Annotated in this window: 8 protein-coding genes; 5 read left to right on the forward strand and 3 right to left on the reverse strand. The window is 62.2% G+C overall.

The window, feature by feature from the left end:
* The first annotated feature begins 17 nt into the window (after positions 1-17).
* Positions 18-3,149 (forward strand): TonB-dependent receptor domain-containing protein, encoded by a 3,132-nt coding sequence (locus tag V9K67_RS00265; RefSeq protein WP_336719239.1) that lies wholly within the window; start codon positions 18-20, stop codon positions 3,147-3,149.
* Between the two features lie 22 nt (positions 3,150-3,171).
* Here the strand turns inward: V9K67_RS00265 and ppk1 are convergent, their stop codons facing one another.
* On the reverse strand, positions 3,172-5,310 hold the full coding sequence (gene ppk1 / locus V9K67_RS00270; RefSeq protein WP_336719241.1) for a polyphosphate kinase 1: 2,139 nt from the start codon (positions 5,308-5,310) through the stop codon (positions 3,172-3,174).
* Between the two features lie 191 nt (positions 5,311-5,501).
* Between ppk1 and V9K67_RS00275 the strand changes: the two genes are divergently transcribed.
* Together V9K67_RS00275 and V9K67_RS00280 are read left to right on the forward strand one after the other, a co-directional pair.
* Positions 5,502-7,475 carry a PAS domain-containing sensor histidine kinase gene (locus V9K67_RS00275; protein WP_336719243.1) on the forward strand — a complete coding sequence of 658 codons (1,974 nt, stop codon included), beginning with the start codon at positions 5,502-5,504 and terminating at the stop codon, positions 7,473-7,475.
* Positions 7,476-7,685: 210 nt separating this feature from the next.
* On the forward strand, positions 7,686-10,607 hold the full coding sequence (locus V9K67_RS00280; RefSeq protein ID WP_336719245.1) for a CotH kinase family protein: 2,922 nt from the start codon (positions 7,686-7,688) through the stop codon (positions 10,605-10,607).
* A gap of 2 nt (positions 10,608-10,609) precedes the next feature.
* On the opposite strand, the gene V9K67_RS00285 is transcribed toward V9K67_RS00280, so the two are convergent.
* Together V9K67_RS00285 and V9K67_RS00290 are read right to left on the reverse strand one after the other, a co-directional pair.
* A complete protein-coding gene (locus V9K67_RS00285) occupies positions 10,610-12,820 on the reverse strand; it encodes a T9SS type A sorting domain-containing protein (RefSeq protein ID WP_336719247.1) in 2,211 nt (736 codons plus the stop codon).
* 264 nt (positions 12,821-13,084) lie between these two features.
* On the reverse strand, positions 13,085-18,541 hold the full coding sequence (locus V9K67_RS00290) for a T9SS type A sorting domain-containing protein (RefSeq protein WP_336719249.1): 5,457 nt from the start codon (positions 18,539-18,541) through the stop codon (positions 13,085-13,087).
* A 366-nt stretch (positions 18,542-18,907) separates the two neighbouring features.
* On the opposite strand from V9K67_RS00290, the gene V9K67_RS00295 reads away from it, so the two are divergent.
* Both V9K67_RS00295 and V9K67_RS00300 read left to right on the forward strand, forming a co-directional pair.
* A complete protein-coding gene (locus V9K67_RS00295; protein ID WP_336719251.1) occupies positions 18,908-22,141 on the forward strand; it encodes a T9SS type A sorting domain-containing protein in 3,234 nt (1,077 codons plus the stop codon).
* Between the two features lie 254 nt (positions 22,142-22,395).
* Positions 22,396-25,413 (forward strand): SBBP repeat-containing protein, encoded by a 3,018-nt coding sequence (locus V9K67_RS00300; protein WP_336719253.1) that lies wholly within the window; start codon positions 22,396-22,398, stop codon positions 25,411-25,413.
* Positions 25,414-25,749 lie beyond the last annotated feature (336 nt).

Genomic DNA, 25,749 nt, shown 5'->3' on the forward strand with positions numbered 1-25,749 from the left:
CGTCCTAAACTGTTGCCATGAGCAAGAACATCTTCCGGCTTGTGCTCCTGTTTCTTTCCTTTCTGCTGGCTGCCCCTCCTGATGCGGCTGCCCAGGCCATTTTGCAAAAAACCATCACCGTTTCCGCCCCCAACCAGGAGTTGCGGACCGTGCTCGAACAACTGGAGGCGCAGACAGGGGTAAAATTTGTCTACAGCAGTGATTTTATCGGCATTGACCGGAAGGTCAGCATTCAGCTCAGCGGTCAACCGCTGGCCGCTTTTTTACAGCAGGTGTTGCCCCCGCTAGGGATCGGCTACCGGGTGATCGACGAACACCAGGTGCTGCTGTTCCGCCAGGCAGGGGCCGCCGCCCCACCCCCGCCTGCAGCGGGGCCGGCGCCCCGGCCCGAAAAAAGGGTAGTGGTCCTGGAGGTGAAAAACCACTTCGGCCAGCTGCTGCCGGGCGTAAGCGTGGTCGAAGCCGGCACCGGCAAGGGCACCCTGACGGATGAAGCCGGCCGGGCCCGCATCACCGTGGCGCCGGCGGCCGTATTGCGCTTCAGCCTGGCAGGCTACCAGGGCCGCGAAGTAAAGGTGGGCAACAGCACTTCCATCCTCCTGACCATGGCCGAAGAGATCCGCACCTACGACGAAGTGATCGTTACCGGCGTTTTTGACAAAAGCCGGCGGATGGAATCCTCCATTGCCGTCAGCACCCTGAACGAGGCGGAATTCGCAAAACTCGCCCCCGCCAGCGCCGCGGATATCCTGCGCCATGTGCCGGGGGTGTTTGTCAATTCCTCGCTGGGCGAGATCCGCAACATCGTTTATTCCCGGGGCGTGTCGGCTCATTCCACCGAAGCCTCCTTTGGCTATTATTACGTTTCCTTCCAGGAGGACGGCCTGCCCGTCACCAATGTCACCTTCGGCAATTTCGGCCCCGATTATTACTGCCGGCCCGACGCCTCGTTCAAACGCCTGGAGGCGGTACGGGCGGGCACCTCTTCCATCCTGGGGCCCAATGCGCCGGGCGGCATCTTCAACTATATTTCCAAAACCGGGGGCGAGCGCTTTGCAGGGCTCGCCAAGGCCAAGTATGGGATCGAGGGCGACGGCAACGGCTATTACCGGGCGGATGTCAACATCGGCGGGCCGGCGGGCAAAAAAAGGTGGTACTACAATGCCGGCGGCTTTTACCGCTACAGCCAGGGCGCCCGTTATGCAGGCTACCCGCTCAACGAGGGCGGGCAGTTCCGCGGCAACCTGGAAAAAAAATACGACCGCGGTTATTTGAAGCTGTCGGTCAAATACCTCAACGACCGCAACGGCTGGTTTGAATTCCTGCCGGCCCGCAACTTCGAGCGGCCGAAGCTGGCGCCGGGCGTCAAACAAACCGATACCTACCTGCTGGAACCTGCGGTGACGAGCTACCCCTTTTTAAGTACCGACAGCTTCCGCTCCTTTGACCCCACCACCCTGGCCCATTGCCGGGAGGCCGCCATCGGCCTGCAGGGGCAATATTCCTTGGGCGGCGGATGGAAGCTGAGCAATAATTTCCGGTTCTCGGCCAAAAAGCAAAACTGGCAGTCCAGCGCGCTGGTGTATCCCCTGCCGGTGGACAGTCCCAACCTGTACAACCTGCTGGGAACCCTGGGCCGGAAGGGCATTTATACGTTTCGCGACCGGTCGACCGGCCAGGTGCTGGCCCGGGCGCAGACCACCAACGGCGCCACCTACAGCATGCTGGAAACTGCGCTTCCCGGCGAAGGGGTAATGAAAGGAGGGGTATTGACCCAGCTGGGCTATACCACCCTGCCGCAGGTGCAGGAGTTCATGGACCAGCTGATGGTGTCCAAAAAAGTGGGGCGGATGACCTTTACCGCCGGCAGCTTTATGGCCCACTCCCGGGTGAAGAGCAGCAATACCCTGCCGGTCATTGGCGTGGGGACCGTCCAGCACCGGCCGAGGCTGCTCGACCTGACCCTTACCGACAGCAGCGGCCGGGTGCTGCAAGTGACCAATGCCGACGGCTACACCCATTTGGGCGGCCTACTGGAATTTCACCTGCTGGAGGCCGTGCAGTACGACCGTGCCGTTTTTTTTGAGCACAGCTGGCAGCTGGGCCGCAAGGTAAAAGCCGACTGGGCCTGCCGCTACGAGCACATCCGGGTAAAGGGCAGCAACGTCGTCGGGGTTCCCAACCCGGGCTATACCGATCCTTCCTTTGGCGGCCTGGACGGCAACGCGGCCACCCTCTACGACAACCAGTATTTTGTGCGGGGAAACACCTTTGCGTACGACAAAAGCCTGGGCACGTTTTCCTATTCCGTGGGGGCGAGCTATAAAATGAGCGACGATATGGCGGTATACGGCCGGTTTGCCCACGGCCAAAAATCCCCTGATCTTACCTATTATTTTAGCTACGATAACGCGTTCAAGCTGGAGAACGACCGGCCCCGGGCGCAGCAAACCACCCAGGCGGAAATTGGCTTTACGGCCCGCGGGAAAAACAGCCGGGTATGGATCATTCCTTTTTACAGCCTGCTGAGCAATGTGCTCTTTAACCTGGCCTCCTTCCCGGACAGCGCCGGCCGGCTGTATTACCCGCCGCCGCAATACAACAGCATCCGCAGCCTGGGGGTGGAATGCGAAGCGGAATACCGGTTCCTGCGGACCCTGCAGGTGCGGGCCACCGTTACCGTGCAAACGGCAAAATCCCTGAGCTGGAAGAATTGGGTGGCCCATGGACCCGGGCGGTGGGATGACGAGCTGCAGGATTTTTCCGGCAACCGGGCCGACAACAACCCGGGGCTGATGCTGAACCTGACGCCGGCTTATAACGGGGACCGGCTCTACGGCTTTTTCTCCTGGAAGTATATGGGCAGCCGGCCCGGCAACATTGCCCAGGCCATTATGCTGCCCGGCTTCAGCCAGTTCGACCTGGGTACGGGCTGGAACCTCAACCGGCAGTGCACCCTCAGCCTGAACATCAACAACCTCCTGAATTCCGAAGGGGTCATGAGCTGGGCGCCGCCGGGCGGCTACCCGGGCGCTACGGACCGGCAGGGGTTCACCAGGGAAAAGCGCAACGCCAACCCCGATGCGCCCTTTGGCGTCATCTGCATTCAGCCGAGGGCTTATTTTCTTACGTTTTCCTGCACCTTCTGAGGGATTTCGGATGTCGTCTCGCCTAGGGCGAGATGGAGAGCAGAAGGAGTCGATCTTTTTTGAAGGGTTCCGAAATCCGACATCCGACATCCGAAATTTTTCGAAGGGAGGCCCGAGCCGATAAATAGGTATAGATCTCGGCCTGCGCCCGCACCCTGGGGGCCCCGTTGGCCGGCACATGCTGGTTGCACAGCGAGCCGTCCAGCAGCCGGGCCTTCACATTGTCCTGCCACTGGAGGTCCAAAAGATCCTGCAGTTCCTGGCACAGCTCCCTGTCCGGCAGGGGCACGGCCACCTCCACGCGGTGGTCGAGGTTGCGCACCATCCAGTCGGCCGAGGAAAGATAGACCTTTGGTTTGCCGCCGTTGTGAAAGACCATGACGCGGGCATGCTCGAGGTAGCCGTCCACGATGCTGATGGCCCGGATGGGGCCTTTGCCCTTTCCTTCTTCCGGCTTCGGGCAGAAAATGCCGCGGATGATCAGCCGCACTTCCACGCCGGCGGCTGCCGCCTCGTACAGGTGCTGGATCAGCACCGGATCGCTCAGGGAGTTGACCTTCAGCAGGATGGCGGCCGGTTTTTTCTGGCGGGCCTGCTTGATCTCCTTGTTGATCAGGTGGGTGATCTCGTTGCGCATGCCCGTGGGGGAGACCATCAGGGTTTTACAGCCCTTCAGCAGTCCGAAATCCGTTTTCGGGGCTTCCAAAAAATCGAAGACGCGGTTGACGTCGGCCATCACCTGGCGGTTGCTGGTGAGCAGGCAATGGTCGGCATACACCCGGGCGGTCTGTTCGTTCAGGTTGCCGGTACCGATCAGGCCGTACTGCACGACCTTCTTGCCCAGGCGTTTGCGGATCAGGCAGATCTTCGCATGCACCTTCATGTTCTGGTAGCCTACCAGCACCTTTACGCCTTCCACCTCCAGCTGTTCCTTCCATTTCAGGTTCGCTTCCTCGTCGAAGCGGGCTTTCAGCTCCAGCACCACCACCACCTGTTTGCCGTTTCGGGCAGCGTTAATGAGGGCATTGATGATTTTGGAATCCGACGCCAGCCGGTACAGGCTGATCTTGATCACTTCCACGCCGGGGTCCATGGCGGCTTCGCGCAGCAGGTCGATCACCGGGTTGAAGGAGTGGTAGGGCATGTGCAGCAGCACGTCCTTGCGGAGCACAACCTCGGTGATGCGGGCGCCGTCCGCCAGGGCCGGGTGGGGCACCGGGGCGCGCCGGCCCTGGCGGGAGGGCAGCACGTCGGGAAAGTTCATGAAGTGGCGGAAGTTGTGGATATGCCCGCCGGGAATGACGCTGTCGCGGCCCGAGAGGTTGAGTTTGCGGACCAGGTACTCCAGCAGGCCGCTGTCCATGTCGTGGTCATAGGTAAACCGCACCGGCTGGCCCTTGCGGCGGTTTTTGAGGCCTCTTTCGATCTTCTGGATCAGGGTGGTGGACAGGTCGGTGTCGAAATCCAGCTCCGCATCCTTGGTGACGGTAAAGGTGTGGGCGGCGAACTGTTCGAAACCGAAATAGTAAAACAGCGAAGGAAGGTTGAAGCGGATCACATCCTCCAGCAGGATGATGAATTGCTTGCCGTTTTCGGGCGGCAGCAGCACAAAGCGGCCCACGGCTTTGGCCGGCACTTCAATCAGCGCATACTGCTGGTCGTAAGCGCTGGCGCGGCGGCTCATAACCACGCCCAGGTAGAGTGATTTTTCGCGCAGGTAGGGAAACTGGGGATTGCTTTGCGGCAGCAGGGGGATGATGTTGCTGCGGACCTCTTCTTCAAAAAACTTTTTGACGAACTGTTGCTGGCCGGCGTGAAGCTCGGTGTCGTTGATGATAAAAATGTTTTTTTCCGCCAGTTCGGCCAGGATCTCTTCCCAGATGCGGTTGAATTCATTTTGCTGCTGCAGCACCTGTACCTGTATGTCGCTGAGCACCTGCTGGGGGTCTTCCGCGGGGCTGATGTCCTTTTTGTCCAGGGCCGCCATGCGGCGGAGGGTGGCTACCCGTACGCGGAAGAATTCATCGAGGTTGTTGGAAAAAATGCCCAGGAAACGAATCCTCTCTTTCAGCGGCACGGAAGGGTCGCCGGCTTCCTGCAGCACGCGGCCGTTAAAGCCCAGCCAACTGATATCACGGGGGATGAGTTTCGTTTTGGTCATATAGGTACTTTTATTCATGAGCTTATCTAAATAAATATACATAAGCGCCCCCGCCCTTCCTATGATTTTTGTGTTAAGTTAGTATTAACAATTTGTTGCCCGCCGGCGGCGGGAAACCTGCGGCCCTTCCTTTGCCGCCTAGGGAAGTTGGAACGGATTACTTATTTTTATCATTAAATACCGGCTGCTTCATGAAATCTCCTTTCCATACACCGGCCGTAAGCGAAGGGCGTTTCCAGAACCTGGTGCGCCAGTTTCCTATCGGTATTGCCGTGCTTTCGCTTCCCGGCTACCGGGTGGAGGAGGCCAATGAGTTTTATTGCGATTTTGTGCTTTGCCAGCTGGAGGAGATCCGGGGCCGGTCCATCTTCGATATCCTTCCTGCGGACCAGCGGCCCACCCGCCAGCTGCTGGACGAGGTCCGCCGCACCGGCACGCCCTTCTCGCTCTACGAATATCCCCACTTTTCCCCCGCCGGCGGAAAGCGGAAACCCCGCTACCTGACCCTGACCTACCAGCCCTACCGGGAGGCCGACGGCGCCATCACCGGCGTGATGATGCTGGTACAGGACGTAACGGAGCAGGTCGTTGCCCGGCGGGCGGCCGAGGACAGCGAACAGCGCTTCCGCAACCTGGTGGAAGAAGCCACCGTCCCCACCAGTGTCTTCTGCGGCCCCGACATGCGGATCCGGTACGTGAACGAGGCCATGCTGCACATCATCGGCCGCGACCGCTCGATCGTGGGCAAAACCCTGAGGGAGGCCTTGCCGGAACTGGAGCGGCAGCCCTTTTTCGAACTGCTGGACCGGGTGTATACCACCGGGGAAACCTACCTGGGCAAGGAAGACCGGGCCGACATGATGGTCAACGGCAAACTGCAGACCTTGTACATTAACCACAGCTACAAAGCCCTGCGTGACCGCGAAGGCGCCATCTACGGCATCCTGAACATGGCTGTGGATGTCACCGAAAGGGTAATGGCCCGCAAGCAAGTGGAAGAAAGCGAAAAGACGCTGCGCAATACTATCCTGCGGGCGCCGGTGGCCCTCTGCATTTTCCGGGGTCCTTCCTTCGTGGTGGAAATCGCCAACCACCGCATGGTTGAGTTATGGGGGCGGCAGGCCGCCGAGGTGCTGCACCGGCCGGTGTTTTCCGCGATCCCCGAAGCCTGGAGCCGCGACTATGAAGCGCTGCTGGCCGGCGTGCTGGCCACCGGCAAACCCTTTAACGCCGACGAGCTCCCCGTGATCCTGGTGCGGGAGGGAGCCCCCCAAACGGTCTTTATCAATGTGGCCTGCGAACCCCTGTACGATTCGGACGGCGCGGTGAGCGGCATCATGGCCGTGGCCAGCGAGGTGACCGACCTGGTGGTGACCCGCAAAAAAATTGAAGAGCTGGTCGGCAAACGGACCCGGGAGCTGGAGGAAGCCAACAAAAACCTGCAGCGATCCAATGCCGAGCTGGAAGAGTTTGCCTACATCACTTCCCACGACCTGCAGGAACCCCTGCGCAAGCTCACCATCTTCGCCCATATGCTGGAAAGCAACCTGGCGGAAAAGGAGCCGCAGGCCCGGGAATACATCGAAAAGATCGTCAACGCCTCCCTGCGGATGCGGCACCTGATCCGGGACGTCCTGGCGTATTCCCTGCTTTCCCAGCAGGCGCCGGCCTTTGAGTCGGTGGGGCTGGCCGAACTGCTGCTGCAGCTCAAAACCGAGTTCGAGGGCTTCCTCCGGCAACAGGAGGCCACCCTGGAAGCCGCCCCCCTTCCCCGGGTGGAAGCCATCCGCTTCCAGATGCAGCAGTTGTTCAGCCACCTGCTGGGCAATGCCCTGAAGTTTACCCGGAAGGGTGAAAAACCCCGCATCTTCATTACCGTAGAGCCCTTCGGGGACGAGGAGGCGCGGGTACATGCCCTCCCGCCGGGCCTCCGGTATTTCCACCTGGTGTTCCGCGATAACGGCATTGGCTTCGACCCCAGGGATGCGGAACTGATCTTCGATATTTTCCGGCGCCTGCACGACCCCAAGGAATATGGCGGCACCGGCATCGGGCTGGCCCTTTGTAAAAAGATCGTCCGGAACCACCAGGGAGCCATCTGGGCCGAAGCCGAAAAAGGAAAGGGGGCGGCCTTCCACGTGGTGCTGCCCGAACGGCAGCCTTAGCCGGGGGCATTTTCGTAGCGTTCAATGCCGTATGCATGGCGAAAATATAAATGGAGCAGGAGGCTTTGATTTCTTCTGCCAGGTGTTTACCTTAAGCAGTAATGGCATCCTTCCGTTGCTTTAGCACCCGGTGGCTGCCTATGCCTTTTCCGCTCCGCTTTTTGTTCCATTCCGCCAATCCAAATCTACCGGATGCTACATCATGCTGTTATGAAAAGCGCAACTACCATAGGCTCCTTTCTGGAAACCACGACTTTCCTTTTTCTTCTATTGCTGTTGCTTTCTTCCTTCGGTCCACGGGACACCGTAATCGCACCCCGTGCCGGCAGCGGGGGAGTCGTGCTGTCCCTGCCGGCCTTTTCGGTGGCCCCCGGGGTGTATACCACCGCCCAGACCGTGGCCCTGACGCATCCCGACGGGGAGGTGGCGATCCGCTACACCCTCGACGGTTCGATCCCCACGGATACCTCGCCGCTTTACCACCAGCCGCTGCACATCGGCGACCGCTCCGGCCAGCCCAACGACCTTTCGCTGATCCCCACCAACAGGATCATCAGCGGCTCCCGGGCCTGGGAGCCACCCGAAGGCCTGGTACGGAAGGGCACGGTGGTGCGGGCCCGGGCGTTCAAAGGCCCCACGGGGGTTTCCGGCACCCTTACCGGTACCTTCCTGGTGCTGCCGGGCCGCCCCTATACCCTGCCGGTGGTGTCGGTGGTGGCCCCCCGCGACAGCCTGTTCGGCACCGAACGGGGTATCTACGTTCCCGGCAATACCGACGACACCACGGGCGAGATCGGCAACTACAACCAGGAAGGGGAGGACTGGGAACGTCCCGCCTCCGTCGAGTTCTTCGGGCCGGATATAGCCTTCCAGCAGGACGTCGGCCTGCGCATCAACGGCGACTACAGCCGCCGCTTTCCCCAAAAGTCCCTGCGGGTGCTGGCCCGGGCCCCGTACGGCAAGGCCACCCTCGACTACGCGGTCTTTCCCCGCTATTCCCAAAAAAGCTTTAAACGGCTGATCCTGCGCAACTCGGGCAATGACTGGGGCCGGACCTTTTTTAAAGATGCGCTGGCGCATATGCTGGTCCGTTCGATCCTGCCCATCCAGCACTACCGGCCCACGGTGGTCTTCCTCAACGGCGAATACTGGGGCCTCCACAACCTGCGCGAACGGCCCGACAAATTTTTCCTGGCCTCCGTTTACGGCGTGGACCCCGATGACCTCGACCTGCTGTCGGGCAATCTGGAAGTGAGCGAAGGCGATGCCGACCATTACGACGAGCTGCTGCGCTACCTCCAAAAAACCGACCTGTCCACGGTTGCCGGCTTCGAGGGGGTTGCTCGCCGCATGGACGTCGAGAATTATTTGGATTACTACAGCGCGGAAATCTATTTCGCCAATACCGACTGGCCGCAAAGCAATATCGATTACTGGCGGGAACGGGTGCCTTATAACCCGGCGGCGCTCCCCGGCCGCGACGGCCGCTGGCGCTGGATCCTGCACGACGTCGACCTGGGACTGGAAGACCCGCAGTTCGATGCCATCGCCTGGACGACCGCCCCGGAAAGTCCCTATAAAAGCGAGGAGTGGCCGAATGTGCTGCTGCGGGCGCTGCTCGCCAACCCTTCCTTTAAACAGGCGTTCATCAACCGCATCGCCGACCAGCTCAATTCGGTTTTTGTCCCCGGCCGGGTACATGCCCTGGTCGACAGCGTCAAAGCCCTCGTGGAGCCTGAGATACCGGAACACGACAGCCGGTGGGGCAAGCCCTCGCCCCGCCGCTGGGCCGAGGAGGTGGAAGTGCTGAAGGATTTTGCCCGCCTGCGGCCCTCCTTCCTGCGGCAGCACCTGATGACCCATTTTCAGCTGGCAGATACCCTGCGGCTAACGCTGCAGGTGAGCGGCCCGGAGCAGGGCGGCATTCGGCTGAATTCCCTGGAAATCAACGGCCACACGCCCGGGGCCGACAGCCTGCAGCCTTATCCCTGGCGGGGCGTCTATTTCAGCGGCTTGCCCCTGTCCTTGAAAGCCCTGGCGCGGCCCGGTTATGTGTTCGACCACTGGCAAACGGACAGCGGAGAGGTCCGCGACCCGGAGCTCCGGCTTACGCCCTCCGCCGCCACCACGGTGACCGCCTGCTTCCGGGGCGCTGCGGGCGTGCAGCCCCGGCTGGCAGCCCCTGCCAACGGCGCCACGGCCGTCGCGCTCCATCCTGCCGTCTTATCGTGGCATGCCCTGGCCGGGGCCTCTGCTTACCGCCTGCAGGTGGCACTGCGGGCGGACTTTGCCACCACGGTCCTGGACCAGGGCGGCATTACCGACCGCACGAAAGGGGTGAGCGGCCTGCGGACCCACACCACTTACTTCTGGAGGGTGCAGGCCCTTACCGGCAACGGCCCCTCGGACTGGTCCGAGGCCTGGCGTTTTACTACCGAACCGCCCCCTCCGGCTGTCCTGGTGGGTCACTGGAAGATGGACGAAGGCCAGGGGGCCGTGCTTACCGACCATTCCGGCAACGGCCACCATGCCCGGCTGCAGGATCCCAGGGACGTGCGCTGGACCGCCGGCAGGGAAGGGCTGGCCCTGGTGCTCCCGGGATCGGAGGGCCGCGTGGCCATCGCTCCCGACCATCCGGGGCTCCGGATCACCGATGCCCTCAGTATTGCCGCCTGGATCCGGCCCCTGGACGTCAGCACCCGCACCATTTTAAGTAAATCGGGCCCGGACGGCTACAGCTTTGCCCTCAACGATGACGGCCGGCTGGAATTCCGCTTCAACCATGATACCCACGGTAATGCCTATCGCCTCGTGTCGCGGATGCCTTATCCTTTCGACAGCTGCACCTGGATGCATGTGGCGGCCACCTTTGACGGCACCACTTCTCGGATCTATGTCAACGGGGTATTGGACACTGCCATCACCTATGCCGGCCCGGTAGCGATCCTGGAAAACCGTTCGGGGCTGCAGATCGGTTCGTTGCTGGGACTGCGCCGCTGGAAGGGGGCGCTGGACGAGGTACGCCTGTACCACGGGGCGCTGAGCGCCGCCGAAGTTGCGGGGCTGGCATCGGCCCCCCGCAGCATCAGCCGGAGGGGGGCAGGGGAGGCCGGCAGGGCGGCGGGGCGATAAGTTCAGGGGTGGACCACCAGTTTCACCGTTTGGATGCCGGAAGCCGTGTGCAGGCGCAGCAGGTAAACGCCCCCCGGCAGGTGGCGGCAGTCGAGCGGCAGGGTAAGGCATTGGCCTGCTGTTCCCTGGCCGCCTTGCAGTTCCTCTACCATAGCGCCCTTCTGGTCATAGAGCGCCAGCCGGTAGGTGCCGGCTGCGGGCAGGGGGAAGCGGACCATGGAGCGGACACCGGCCGGGTTGGGATACACCTGCAGGTGAGGTGGGCAGCCCGATTCCTGTTTGCTGCTGTCCCCTGAAGGTGGCGGATCTCCCGGGCGGGCTTTGCCGTCGCGGGCCAGCACCCCCACGGCCTGCTTTGGTTCGGTGTCCTGCTTCGTGGCCAGGATCACTACCTCGCCCCGGGTAGGCTGGTGGGTGGAGGAAGCCTCGTTGAACAGGAAGGGACCGCTGATCAGGGTTCGGGGCGGACCGAACGCAATACGGGTCAAGGCCGTTTCCCGGTACACCATGTCGCCGCCGGTTTCCTGGGTGCAGTACACCACCTTCAGCCGGCGGGCCGCCTCGTTGAGCACCACGATGCCGCGGGTGCCTTCCACCGAGGTGACGGGGTAAAAGCCCCAGCCGCCGGCCGGCGGACGTACCAGCAGGGACAATTTGGGATAACCCGGCGTATCGTAAGAGGTTTTGACCGCGCAGTACAGGGTACCGTTGGCGGCACAAACCACGTTCAGGTGGTCATCGGCAAAGCCGTTGCCCTGGCGCTTTGCCCATTGGGCGGCCGGCTCTTCATCCTTGGACCAGCGGTCCGGCGCCTCCCCGTCGCGGTGGGTGCGGAAGCCAAAGCGTTGCTCCTCCTGGTTGGACCAGAGCACACCGATGCCGCCGGGCAGGGGCGTGATGGCGCAGATGTCATCATCGGTGATCCCGCGGGCAATACGGATATCGTCCTCCCATTTGGAAAAAGGCGGTTCGCTCCACCGCACCAGCACTTCGGAGGTGGCGGCGTACGCGATCCACAGGCGCCCTTTGCCGTCGAGGGCCAGGGTGGCGGTTTCCGCTCCGGGCTCAAAGTTCATTTTCACGGCCGCAGGCCGCTGCTTCCACAGCCGGTACCGGTCCGTTGCCCTGTCGTATTCCACCGATACCAGGTACGATTCGGCGTTTTCCCTGAAAAGCAGCAGGTGGGACACCGCGCCGGCAACGCGGCAGTCGGCATGGAACTCCTGCTCCTCCGACACCTGCAGTACCGGGGTCCAGGAAGTGCCGTCCAGCCTAAAGATCCGGGTACCCGAAGGGGTGGCCAGCACGCTCCACCATTTGCCGGCATAGGTCCATACCTTTCCCTGGGGTTTTTCGCCGGTATTTTTGGCAACGGCCACGGCCGACAGGTCCGCCAGGGAAGTAAGGAAGGGGTCAGCGGGAGGGCGGAAGGTGTAGGTCTCGCCGGGGCTTATGCCGCCGAACAGGGGGCGTCCCTCGTTGTCCCTGATGCCGGTGCCCCCCGGTTTCACTTCCAGTCCCAGCCGGCCGGTGCCCCTGATGGCGTGCACCGTCACGTCATAGGTGGTGCCTTCCTGGTCCACGGGGGTAAGCACCGGCAGGGGCGCATCGCCGGTAGGCTCGCGGGCCAGGCCGGCCAGCGAGCCCCGCACATCGCCCGACAGGGCGGTGGTGTAAAAGTCGTCGGGGTCCACGCCCCGGACCTCCCGGCAAAAGACCACGCGGAAGGTGACCGCCTCCGCGGAGGTAACGGGTGATCGGGGCGCCTGCCGGGTAATGCCGGCCACGAAGGGCAGGGGATCCTCGATGTCGTAGCTGGGCCCTTCGGTAAAGCCCCCGCCCAGGGCGATGCCCCGGGCATCGGTGATGCCCGTGCTCCTCCCTTTCAGGTCGAGGCGCAGCCGCACCTCGCGGGTAATGCCGCTGACCGTCACGTCCCAGGTAGCGGAAGGGACCCTTGCGGCCCTTACGGCGCTGACGCGGCCGGTGGCCTCGCCTTTCAGTGCCGTAAGGATAAAGTCGGCCCCATCCACGCCCCGGACCGGCAGGGAAAAGGTGATGCGGAAGGTGACCTCGGGGGCATGGGTTTCGGCAGCTGAAGGCAACAGCCGTCCCATGCGCACCACCACGGGACGGGCGGCGGGGTGCGGCCGGGCGGAGAGGAGGGTGGCCAGCAAGGCGGTGAACAGAAAACAAAACCTGACTTGGAGCATACGGCTGTGGTTTTAATGGAAGGGAAAAGCCCGGAAGCAGCGGCCGGAAGGAGGGAAAATGACGTCGAAATTATTTTTTGCCCTGGTCGAAAAAGAATGCGGATTTGCTTCTTTATTATGGTTGAGGTTATTTATATTTATTCTGTTTTTTATAGGATATTAGATCTTAATACGGGCATGAATTTCTATTCAAGCCCTTTTTTCTTTTTATAGAACCAAGGGGATTTCGTCTCGCCCCAGGCGAGACGAAATTGCTCCACCTCTTTATTTTTCAATCATCAGCTGCACGGTGCTGGTACCCGAAGCGGCCTGTAACTGTACCAGGTAAACGCCGTTCGCCAGCTCGCTGCCGTCCAGGCGGTAGGAAAGGGCTTTGCCCGCTTCCGCGCTTCCCCGTTTCAACTCCCGGATGCGGATGCCCCGGGCATCCAGCAGCACCAGGCGGTAGTCTTCCGCCTGCGGCAGCATATAGCGCAGGGTGGTGGCGCCGGCAGCCGGGTTGGGATAGGCCCAGAGCGCTGTTTGCGCCTTTACCGGTTGGGCTTCCTGCTCCGCTGCCGTTGCCGGTGCTACCAGGGAAGGGGGCCGGCCGTTTTCGTCGCGGGCAATTACCCCCACGGCCAGCTTCGGTTCCACGTCCTGGTTGGTGGCCAGGATCACCACTTCGCCGTAATTGGGCTGGTGGGAGGTGGTAGCTTCGTTGAACAGGTACCTGCCGCTGATCAGGGTGCGGGGCGGCCCGAAGGAAATGTCCGACGCATCGGTTTCGCGGTAAATGATGTCGCCCCCTTCCTCCTTGGAGCAATACACCACCCTTAGCTTGCCGGTGGCCTGGTTCAGGATGGCCACCCCGCGGGTACCTTCGATGGAGGAAACCGGGTAAAAGCTCCAATGGCCCGAAGTGGTCCGTTTCAGCAGGGATATCTTGGCGTAGCCGGGGGTGTCGTACGAGGTTTTCACCGCGCAGTAGAGGATGCCGTCGCTGGAGCAGAGGATGTTCATATGGTCGTCGCCAAAACCGTTGCCCTTGCTCTGGGCCTGGCCCGAGGCCGGCTCTTCGTCGGCCGACCATTCCCGCGGGTCGGCCCCGTCGTCATGGGTCTTGAAGCCGAAGCGCTGCGTGGCCTGGTTCGACCACAGCACGCCGATCTTTCCGATGAGGGTGGTGATGGCGCAGATGTCGTCGTCCAGGATGCCCTGGGCGATGCGGAAGGTATCGCTCCAATTGGAATAAGGGGCGTCGCTCCAGCGCACGTTCACATCCGTTTTGGCCGCCGAGGCCACCCACATGCGGCCCCTGCCGTCGATGGCCAGGGTAGCGGATTCCGCCCCCGTGCCGAACTCCAGCTTCACCCGGTCTTTCCGTTCGCTCCACAGCTTGTACTTGTCCGTGTCCGCATCGTATTCCACCGACACCAGGTAGGAGTCGTTCTCGGGTTCAAACAGCAGGATATGGACCAGGTTGCCCACCAGGCGGCAGTCGGCATGCACCACCTGGGAGGCGGAGAGGGTGAGCACATCGGTCCAGGTGGTGCCGTCCAGGCGGAACACCTTGGTGCCCGAAGGCGTACACAGCACGCTCCACCACTTGTAGGCATAGTACCACAGCTTGCCCTGGGGCTTGTCGGCCGTATTCTTGGCAATGGGTACGGGGCCCAGGTCCGTTACCGTGGTAAAGCCCGGGGCCGCAGGCTGTTGGATGGTGTAGGTCTGCCCGCCGGTAAAGCCCCCGAGCAGGGGCTCGCCCTCCTCGTCCTTAATGCCCGTGCCACCTTCCTTGACATCCAGCCGCAGGGTGCCGGTGCCGGTGATGGCATGCACCGACACGTCGTAGGTGGTGCCGCCGGTGCCGGCCGCCGCAACTACCGGCAGGGGCCGGGAGGCCAGGGTTTCGTTGCCCAGCTCGGCCAGGGTACCGCGCACATCGCCGGTGACGGCGGTGGTAAAGAAGTCGGTGGGGTCCACGTTCTTCACTTTTTCGGAAAAATATACCCGGAAGGTCACGTCCGCGGCGCTGGTGACCTCGTCCTGCGGCGACCGCCGCACAATGCTGTCCACCACCGGCGCGGGATCGATGGTGTAAATCGGGGCGCTGGTGTAGCCCCGGTGGGTGTTGCCGCCCGCATCCACGATGCCGGTGGAGTCTTTGAGGTCCAGGCGCAGCGTCACCAGCCGCGTGATGGCGCTGATGGTCACATCATACGTGGTGCCCCCGGTGCCCGATGCCTGCACGGCCGTGGCCGTCAGCCTGCCGGTAGGGGTACCGCTGAGGGTGGTGATGGCAAAGTCGCCCGGGTCCACGCCCGTTACCCCTTCGGAAAACAGCAGGCGGTAGGTAACCGAGGAGCCGTGGGCCGAGTCGGCCAGCGGCCGCAGGCGGCTGATGCCCAGTACTGCCGGTGGGGTATAGTCGAAGCTGTAAGGCTGGCCGGTGACAAAGACTCCGGAGGTGGTGTTGCCGGCCCGGTCGGTAATGCCCGTGCCCTGAAGGTCCAGCCGCAGGCTGCCGGTGCCCGAAACGGGGCGCACGGTCACGTCGTAGGCAGTGCCCGCCGTGCCCACGGCCACAATAGCGCCCGGCGCCAGCGTGCCCCGGGTGGTGCCCGCCAGGGTGGTAAGGACGAAGTCGGAAGGGTCCACACCTGTCACCGCTTCGGAAAAGGTCACGCGGAAGGTTACCCCCGTGGCATTGGTGATGGCGGCGGTGGGCGCCTGGCGGTTGACGGAGGTCACCGTGGGCGCCGCCTTGTCGACGGTATAGGTCTGGCCGGTTCGGAAGCCGCTGAAGGTAAAGTTGCCGTTGGGGGAAGGGCCGTTGCTCAGGGGCGTGCCCAGGGCGTCGCTGATGCCGAGGCCACTGGACTTGAGGTCCAGGCGCAGCACTTCGGAGGTGGTGAGCGATGCGGCCGTTACCTGGTACACGGCGCCCCCGGTGCCCACGGGCGTCACGGTGGTCAGCTCCCCGCTGGGGGTGCCGCTGAGGGTGGTCAAGGTAAAGTCCGCCGCATCCACGCCGCTCACCGCTTCGGAAAAGGTTACCCGCCAGGCCACGGCCGCCGCGTTGGTGAATTCGCCCAGGGGCCCGTGGCGGTCCACGCTCAGCACGGTGGGGGGCGGGTCCACCTTGAAAGGCTGTCCCTGGTAGTAGCCCCCGGTGGGCAGGTTGCCCACCGCATCGGTCAGGGCGGCACCGGGACGCAGGTCCAGGCGCAGGGTGGAAAAGGTGGTGACCGCGGAGGCCCGTACGTCATAGGTGGTGCCGTCCGCACCCACCGGGGTCACGGCGTTGGTGAACAGCTCGCCGCTGGGGGCGCCGGCCAGGGTGGTCAGCAGGAAGTCGGCAGGGTCCAGGCCCAGGATTTTTTCCGAAAAGGTCACCCGCCACACCACCGAAGAAAAGTTGGTGGTTTCGCCCAGGGGCGCCTGCCGCAGCAGGCGCAACACCACCGGCGGGGTCTGGTCCACGGTATAGGGCTGGCCGGTGGCGAAGCCGCTGCCGAGGGCATTGGTGGCGATATCCTTGATGCCGGTGCCCCCAGCCTTCACGTCGAGCCGCACAATGCCGGTGCCGGTAACGCCGGAGGCCTGCACTTCGTAGGTGGTGCCGGCGGTACCTATGGGGGTAACGGAGGTGGCGGCAAGCATGCCGCGGAGGGTGCCCTCCACGGTAGTGAGGCTGAAGCAGGCGGGCGTCACCCCCGAAACGCCCTCGGAAAAGGTTACCCGCCAGGTGAGGGCCGTGCCGTTGGTGGCGGGGGTATTGGGAAACTGGCGGTAGATGGTGGCCACCGTGGGGGCTTCCCCGTCCAGCGTAAAGGACTGGCCGCCGGTGAAGCCGCCGTCGAGGGCGTTGGCCGCCACGTCCACAATGCCCGTGGCGCTGCTTTTCACGTTGAGGCGCAGTTGCCCGTTGCCCGTCAGCGAGGACACTTTGATATCATAAGTGGTGCCGGTCGTGCCCACAGGTGTCAGGGCATCCGGGGCAATCACCCCTTTGGCGGTGCCGCTAACGGTGGTCAGGGAAAAGTCGGCAGCATCCACGCCGCTGACCGCTTCGGAAAAAGTGGCGCGGTAGGTGACCGTTCCCCCGTTGGTATGGGTGGCGGCGGGGGCGAGCCGTTCGATGGAAGCCACCAGCGGTTTGGTCTTGTCAATGCTGTAGAGCTGTCCGGTGCTGAAGCCGCCGCAGGCATTGGCGGCGGCATCCTGGATGCCGGTGCCGGAAGCCTTCAGGTCGAGGCGCAGCTGGCCGGTGCCGGTGACCGAGGAAACGATCACGTTATAGGTGGTGCCGTCGGTGCCCACCATGTCCACGTCGCTGCTGGCTACCTTGCCTTTGGCTGTACCGTTCAGGCCCGTGACGGTGAAGTCGGTTGCTCCCACGGAGGTGACTTTTTCCGAAAACACCACCTGGTAGGTGAGGGCGGAGGCCTTGGTGATCTCGCCCAGGGGCGAAAGGCGGCTGATGCGCAACACCTGCGGCAGCACCTGGTCGACCGTGTAGGGCTGGCCCCCGGTAAAGCCGCCGGAGATGTGGTTGCCGGCCAGGTCGGCAATGCCGGTGCCGGCGCTTCTCAGGTCCAGGCGCAGGTTGCCCGAGCCGGTGACCGGGGCCACCGTTACATCATAGGTGGTGCCGGCCCCGCCCGAAGCGGTGAGGGTGGCGATGGTGCCGGCCACGGTGCCGTCGAGCCGTACCAGGGCAAAGTCGGAGGTATGCACGCCGGTCACGGCCTCGGAAAACAGAACGCGGTAGGTAAGGGATGTAGCTCCCGTCAGCGCCGGCGCGGGTGCCTGGCGGTTCACGCTCACCACCGCGGGCGCGGCGCGGTCGATGGTAAAGGATTGTCCTGATTTATAGCCTTTGCAGCTGTTCCCCGCCACGTCGGTAATGGCGGTGCCGGTGCTTTTCAGATCCAGGCGGAAGACCCCCGAGCCGCTGATGCCGCCCACCTGCACGTCGTAGGCGGTGCCGTCTCCGGAGGCGGCGGTAACGCGGCTGACCGTACCCGTCGGGGTGCCGGTGGTAGCCGTCAGGAGAAAGTCGGAAACGTCCACGCCGCCCACTTTTTCCGAAAAGCTTACCCGGAAGGTCACGCCGGAAGCGTTGGTGGTGGCCGTGGCGGGGGCGAGGCGGGTAACCGACTGCACCTTGGGGGCGGTTTTATCGGGGTTGCCCACCAGCCGCAGGTCGAAGGCCAGGTCGTTGTTGGTAAGGGAGGCCTGGTGCACCTCCACGGCCAGCACGTTGGTGCCTTTGACAAAGGCCGACCGGCTGAGGGTAAAGGTTTTGGAGGCATTGGCGGGGGCGGAGGCCAGGGTGCTGTAGGTGACCGTACCTGCCGGCAGGTTGCTGCGGTACACCTCCGTGCCGTTGACGTACACCACCACGCCGTCGTCGTACTGGACGCTGCCGGTAACGTCGTGGTACAGGGCGGGGTCGGGCAGGGTGATGGTTTTGCGGAAATAGGTGGTGGGGTATTTCTGGCTGGCGCTGGGGCCGTAGGGGAGGGTGGTGGCCAGGCCGGTCAGGCCGTAGCCCAGCTTGCCCATGCCGCTGCTCCAGCTGCCGTCATGAAAGGACAGGCTGCGCCAGGAGGTGCCGGGGTCGGCGGCGGTGACCAGGTATTTCCAGGAATCCTTATACGGTACCAGGGTTTGTGCGCAGACAAGGAGGGTAAGCTGCGCAAGGAACAGGGAAAAGAGCAGTCGCTTTTTCATTGCTGGTTTTTTAAAGGAAATTAGAAGGACTTCCACAAGGAGGGACCGTTCGCAGGGGATTTCGAAGGGGGTGGAGGCCGGGTAAGGGAAAAGAAAATAGGACAGCGATCTTCAGGGGCTACAGAAAAAAACTTTCTCCGGCAACTACATGCAAATTACGGTATTCTTTACTATAAGAATTTCATCCATGAAAATTTGCTGCTTATTGCAGGGCTAAAAAAAAGGTTTTATCTTGGATGAGCTTAATGTTTTTTTAATATTGCCCGGCGACCGGCCCGGGCTCCCCCTTCCGCCCGCCTTCGAAAACGCCCCTACCTCCTGCCCTCCGGTTTAAAATTTCATTCCTTTTAAAAACCTACCTGCACCATGAAAAGCGTTCTTTTCCTGTTCCTCCTGTTACTGGGAGGCACCGTAACGGCCCAAACCACCATTTTCCCTTTCGGCAGCTCCTGGCGCTACCTCGATAACGGCACCGACCAGGGTACGGCCTGGCGCAACACCACCTTCGACGACGGGGCCTGGAAAACGGGCAACGGCAAGCTGGGTTACGGCCTGAGCGGCCTCACCACCACCGTCAGCTTCGGCCCCAGCTCCAGCAATAAATACATTACCACCTATTTCCGAAGAACCTTTAACCTGACCAATGTCGCCTCCTTCTCTTCCTTTACGGCTATGGCCTACCGTGAGGACGGCATCGTGGTGTACGTCAATGGGGTAGAGGTTTTTCGCAACAACATGCCCACCGGCACCATCACCTACACCACCGTCGCCTCTGCCAGCCCTTCCAACGACGGTGCCGACCCGGTGACCTTTACTATCCCCACGGCCCGCTTTGCCGAGGGGGTCAATACCATCGCCGCCGAGATCCACCAGAAAAGCGGGTCCTCCTCCGATATTCTATTCGACCTGGGCCTGGGCGCCACGGGAGGCGGCCCCGTCAACCCGGCGCCCTCGGTAACCTCCATCAACCGGCTGTCGCCTGCTTCGCCCACCACCGCCACCACGGTGTTTTTCCGGGCCACCTTTTCCGAAACGGTGACCGGCGTGGACGGCGCTGATTTTACGGTCACACCGGTCAATGGGAACGTGGGGGGTACGGTGAACGGGGTAGTGCCCCAGGGCGGGAACGTGTACGACGTGGAGGTGTCGGGCATCACCGGCACCGGCGAGCTGCGCCTCGACCTGAAGGCTTCCGGCACCGGCATCCAGGATGCGGACAGCCAGCCCATCACCGGCGGCTTTACGGGCGGGCAGACCTTTACCATCGGGGCCCAGCAACCCAACGGCGACATCAACCTGATCCCCTTCGGCAATTCCTGGAAATACCTCGACAACGGCTCCAACCAGGGCACCCTATGGACGGCCACCGCTTTTAACGATGCCTCCTGGAAAACGGGCAACGGCAAACTGGGCTACGGCATCAGCGGGCTGACCACCACGGTTTCCTTCGGTCCCAGCTCCAGCAGCAAATACATCACCACCTATTTCCGCAAAAGCATTTCCATAGACGATATCGGCACCTTTACCGCTTTTACGGCTAATGCCTACCGTGAGGACGGCATCGTGGTGTACGTCAACGGCGTGGAAGTGTATCGCAACAACATGCCTACCGGCACCATCACCTATACCACCGTGGCGTCGGCCAGTCCGCCCAGCGACGGCGCCGACCCGGTGACCTTTACCATTCCGGTGGCCCGCTTTGTCAGCGGCAACAACGTGGTGGCCGCCGAAGTGCACCAGCGCAGCGCCTCCTCTTCCGACATGATGTTCGACCTGAACCTGATCGGCACCGGCGGGGGCACCCCCAGCCCGAACCCCTCGGTTTCCAGCATTCACCGCCTGTCGCCTGCTTCGCCCACCACCCAGACGACGGTGACCTGGCGGGTGACCTTTTCCGAGGCGGTCACCGGCGTGGACGTGCCGGATTTTGCCGCCACCCGGGTCAGCGGCGATGTGTCGGGTACGGTGGATGAGGTGACACCCTTTGGCAGCGGCAACAATATTTACGATGTGGAGGTTACCGGCATTACCGGCACCGGCCTGCTGCGCCTCGACCTGGACGCCTCGGGTACGGGCATCGAAGACCTGGAGGGGCATGCCATCACCGGCGGCTACACGGCCGGAGAAACCTTCGACATCCGGGCCGACGAACCCCCGCCGCCCACCGTTTACGGCTTTGCCGGGACCGTTAATGTGTCGGGGCTCAGCGTCAGCAAGCATACCGGCGAAAAGCCCCAGGGCAAGGTGTGGCACCATGACGGCCGGTGGTGGTGCGTGCTGTCCGACGACGATACGCGGATCTACCGCCTCGACGGTACCACCTGGACCTCCGTGCTGACCCTGCACTCCAGCACCGGCCGGTCCGACAGCTGGGTGGTGGGAGGCGTGGTGCACGTGCTGCTGTTCCGGGGGGCTTCCACCACCTCCTACCTGGTGTCGGCCGAATACGACAGCAACCTGAAAACCTACAAGCTGTGGAGCCAGCGGCCGGCGCCCGTTTCGATATCCTTCGGCTCCGGCGTGGAAACGGCGGTCCTGGCCATGGACGGCGCGGGCCGGCTGTGGATCGCCTACTGCGGCACCACGGATGTGAACGTGCGCTGGAGCGATGCGCCCTATTCTTCCTGGAGCTCCGCCATACGGCTGGCCAACAATGTGCTGGACGACGATATCTGCACCCTCACGCCCCTGCCTGCAAAGAACCAGATCGGCCTGTTCTGGTCCAACCAGAATACCCGGCGGTTTTACTTCCGCACCCATGACAACGGGGCCAACCCCAGCACCTGGGGACCGGAAGAATTGCCGGGCGTCGAGTCGGCCAGGGACAATGTGGGCCTGGGCCTGGGCGACGACCATATGAACATGACGGCCGGCAGCGACGGCACCGTGTACGTAGCGGCGAAGACCGGCTTTGACCGCGACGGCTTTCCCAAGATCTGCATGCTGATCCGGCGTCCCAACGGCATCTGGGACCGCCTGTATCCCGTCACGGTGGGATTGGGCTCCACTTCGGGCACCCGGGGCATCGTGGTGCTGAACGAAGCGCTCAACAAGTTAAAAGTGGTGTATGGCGCCCTTGAGGGCGGCGGCGATATCCTGTACCGGGAGTCGGCGCTGGACAATATTTCCTTCGGGGAGGCGAAGACCATCCTGGACGGCGACTATGCCAACCCCACCAGCACCCACCAGGTGTATAATAACGAGGTGGTAATCCTGGCCACCAACCAGGGCAACGACCGGGCGGAAGGCATCATCGGCTATGACGATGCGTCGTCGGCGCCTATTGTCAGCAACTTCCAGGCGGCTGAGGCCGAGCAGTTAGCGGGCCCTGACCGCAGCGGCCTGCAGGCCGAGTTGCGGGGCCTTCCCGTCCGCGGCCAGGGCCAGGTGCGGTTCAGCCTGCCCACTTCGGGGGCCTACACCCTGACGCTCTACGACCTGACCGGCGCCCGGCTGTCCGTGCTGCAGCAGGGCTGGGCAAGGTCCGGACAGGTGTATACGGTGGCGGTAGACGGCAGTCGCCTGCCCGGCGGTATGTACCTGGTGCGCCTGCAAACAGCGGGCGGCAGCAAGACCCTGAAGCTCCCCGTGAATCCATAAGCTGGTCCGTTATAAAAGGGCAAAGGCGCTGTACCCAACAGCGCCTTTGTTTTTAAAAAAAATTAATGTTTCCTGTTTCCTTTTTCGTTCCGCCGGCAGATTACCCTACCGGGGACGTAATGCCGGTTGCGGAATGATTTCGCCCGGAGGCGCCTGCGTTCTTCTTTTCCATTCCTTACTCCATGACGATCGATGATGCAAAGCAATGGTCCGTCCCTGCTGGCTGTTTTCTATTGTCATTTAAACATAAGGCTATGGTTAAAAATCGCACCTTTCGCAAGCCGCTGCTTGTGGCGGCACTCCTGTTCCTTTCTGTTTTCTCCTTCGGCCAGGTCACCCTGGAAAAGATCAAGCGCCATAACGGCGATCCCAACTCCAGCGACGTTCCCGGCGCCCTTGCCGTGGACCGGGACGGCAACGTCAGCGTCACGGGCCTGAGCTATGACGCCAACAGCGATTACGCTACCGTTCAGTACAACAGCAGCGGCAGCGTGAAATGGACCAAACGGTACAACGGCCCCGGCAACGGCACCGATGCCGCCACGGCCGTGGCCCTGGACGGTTCCGGCAATGTGTATGTCACGGGCACCAGCGCGGGCAGCGGCACCGCCGACGACATTGCCACCATCAAGTACAGCTCCACGGGCAGCCAGCTGTGGGTGCAGCGCTACAACGGTCCCGCCAGCGGGGTGGACGGGGCCACGGCCATTGCGGTGGACGCTGGCGGCAACGTCTATGTGACCGGGGCTAGCGAAGGCAGCGGCACGGGTGGCGACTATGTTACCATAAAATACGATAAGAACGGCGCCCAGCTGTGGGTGGCCCGTTACAACGGCCCCGGCAACGGTTCCGATGGCGCCAATGCCCTGGCCGTGGATGGTTCCGGCAACGTGTATGTGACCGGCCAAAGCACCGGCCTGGGTACCTTTGGCGACATCGCCACCCTGAAGTACAGCGCCGCCGGGGCGGAGCTGTGGGCAAAAAGGTATAACGGCCCGGTCAGCCGCCTCGACCGGGGCACGGCCATCGCCGTGGACGGCTCGGGGAATGTGCTGGTGACGGGCCGCGTGGTGACCGTGCTGAACGAGGACGGCGACTTTACCGACTATATCACCCTGAAGTACACTGCCGCCGGTGTACAGCAATGGGCGGTGCAATACAATGGCGACCAGAGCGAGGAAGCCTATGACCTTGCGGTGGACGGCTCCGGCAACGTGTACATCACCGGCCGCAGCGGTCCGGTGACGGAAGACCCCAACTACGATATCGCCACCATCAAGTACAATGCCTCCGGGGTACAGCAGTGGGCCCGGCGGTACGACGGCCCGGGCGGCGACCAGGGCGGCGGCGGCGAAGACCTGTTGCTGGACGCTTCCGGCAACGTATACGTAACCGGCACCAACTCCATCTCCGGCGACTTTAACGACCTGGATTTTGTTACGGTCAAGTATTCTTCCGGCGGCACCCAGCAATGGGTAGCCATCCTGGACGGGCCCGGCAATAACGTGGACGCGGCCCATGCCATCGGCATCGACGGCAGCGGCAACCTCTATGTGACCGGCCGCAGCTTCCTCACCCAGTACACCAGCCGCCACACCACCACGCCCTGCGACTATGCCACGGTGAAGTACAATGCCAGCGGTGCGCAGCAATGGGTGAAACGGTACAACGGCCCCGGTTTGCAAAATGCAGGGCTGCTGGACGAAGCGGCCGCCCTGGTGGCCGATAACAGCGGCAATGTGTTTGTAACCGGTGGCAGCACCCGCAACGAAACGGGCCAGGATTTCTGCACCATCAAGTACGACGACGATGGCAACCGCCTGTGGACGAAGTGGTACAACGGAACGGGGAACGGCATCGATATCCCTGCCGCCATGGTCCGGGACGCTTCCGGCAATATTTACATCACCGGCCGCAGCGACGGCGGTACCGGCCCGGTAAATATGGACTTTGCCACCATCAAATACGACGCTTCGGGCAACCAGAAGTGGGTAAAACGCTATAACGGTCCGGGCAATGATTATGACGGGGCCACCGCCCTTGCCGTGGATGGTTCCGGCAACGTGTATGTGACCGGTACCAGCCTGGGCGGAGCGGATTTCCAGTCGGGCGACTATGCCACCATCAAGTACGACGCCTCGGGCAACCAGAAATGGGTGAAACGCTACAACGGCACGGGCAATAGTTACGACAGGGCCATGGCCATAGCGGTCGATGGTTCCGGAAACGTGTATGTGACCGGTGGCAGTCCCGGCGCCGGCAGCCTCGATGATTATGCCACCGTCAAGTACGATGCTTCGGGCAACCAGAAGTGGGCGGTTCGGTACAACGGTCCGGGGAACAGCACCGACGAGGCCCGTTCCCTGGCCGTGGACGGTTCCGGCAACGTGTACCTCACCGGGTCCAGCTGGAGCAGCGCCAATACCGACTATGCCACCATCAAGTATAACACCAACGGCGGGCAGGTATGGATCGCGCGTTATAATGGTCCTTCGAACGGTTTTGATGTCGCCAATAAGCTGCTGCTGGACGCTTCGGGCAATGTGTACGTCACCGGCGGCAGCCAGGGCATCGGTACCGGCGACGACTATGCCACCATTAAATATTCCAACAGCGGCGCCCAGCTGTGGGCAGCCCGGTACAATGCGGCTGCAAGCACGGATGTGGCCAACAACATGGCCCTGGACGCTGCCGGCAATGTTTATGTAACCGGGCAAAGCTATGTCGATGATCCCACCTACTATGATTACGCTACCGTCAAGTACAATGCGGCGGGTGTGCCGCAGTGGGTGCAGCGCTACAGCGGCACGGTTCCCTTAAGCACGGATCTGCCCTGCGGTATTGCCGTCAATTCCTCGGGCACCGTATTCGTCACCGGCACCAGCACGGGTGCGGGCACCGATGATGACTTCCTGACCCTTATTTATTCGCAGGCATCGGCCAAATCGGAAGCCATTACTGTGGTGGCCGAAGAGCAGGAAGGGCAACGGGCAGCAGCAGGCATCCTCCGGGTCGCTCCTTTCCCGAACCCGGTTTCCGCTACGGCCCGCATCCGGTACGAGCTGCCTTTTGCCGGCAAGGTATCGCTCAAAGTATATGACCTGGCGGGCCGTGAAGTGGCCGGGCTGGTGCAGGCCACCCTGCCCGCAGGCAGTTACCATACCGGCTTTGACGCTTCCTCCCTGCAAAAAGGAACCTATTACTACCGCCTGACCCTGCGGTCGGAAAAAGGGGTATTTTCCCGGTCCGGGAATATAACCGTTATCCGGTAGGAGGGAAGGGTTCCCTAAACGGTACCGAATGAGGTTTGCCGCTTCGTGCGGCAGGCCTCTTTTTTTTGCGCTTCCCGGTACGTGAAAAAGACGGCACGGCCACCTTTGCCTGCCGCCTTTTTTGGAATTGCCGTCGTTACTAAAAACCGTCCTCCTAAAGGCTTTTAAAGGTTAAAAATTGTTTCTGTTCCGGTTGTTTTCTATATAAGCATTATCCCGCAGGGAGGCAGAAAAGGAAACATCCCGGGCAAAATTTTTTTAGGGACATACACCATAACAGCCGGCAGCATTAAGGGTGCTGCCGGCTGTTGAGCAGGGTTGAAACAGAAAGAAAAA

This window comes from Huijunlia imazamoxiresistens (genome assembly GCF_037132455.1).
GTDB classification, from domain to species: Bacteria; Bacteroidota; Bacteroidia; order Chitinophagales; family Chitinophagaceae; genus Flavisolibacter; species Flavisolibacter imazamoxiresistens.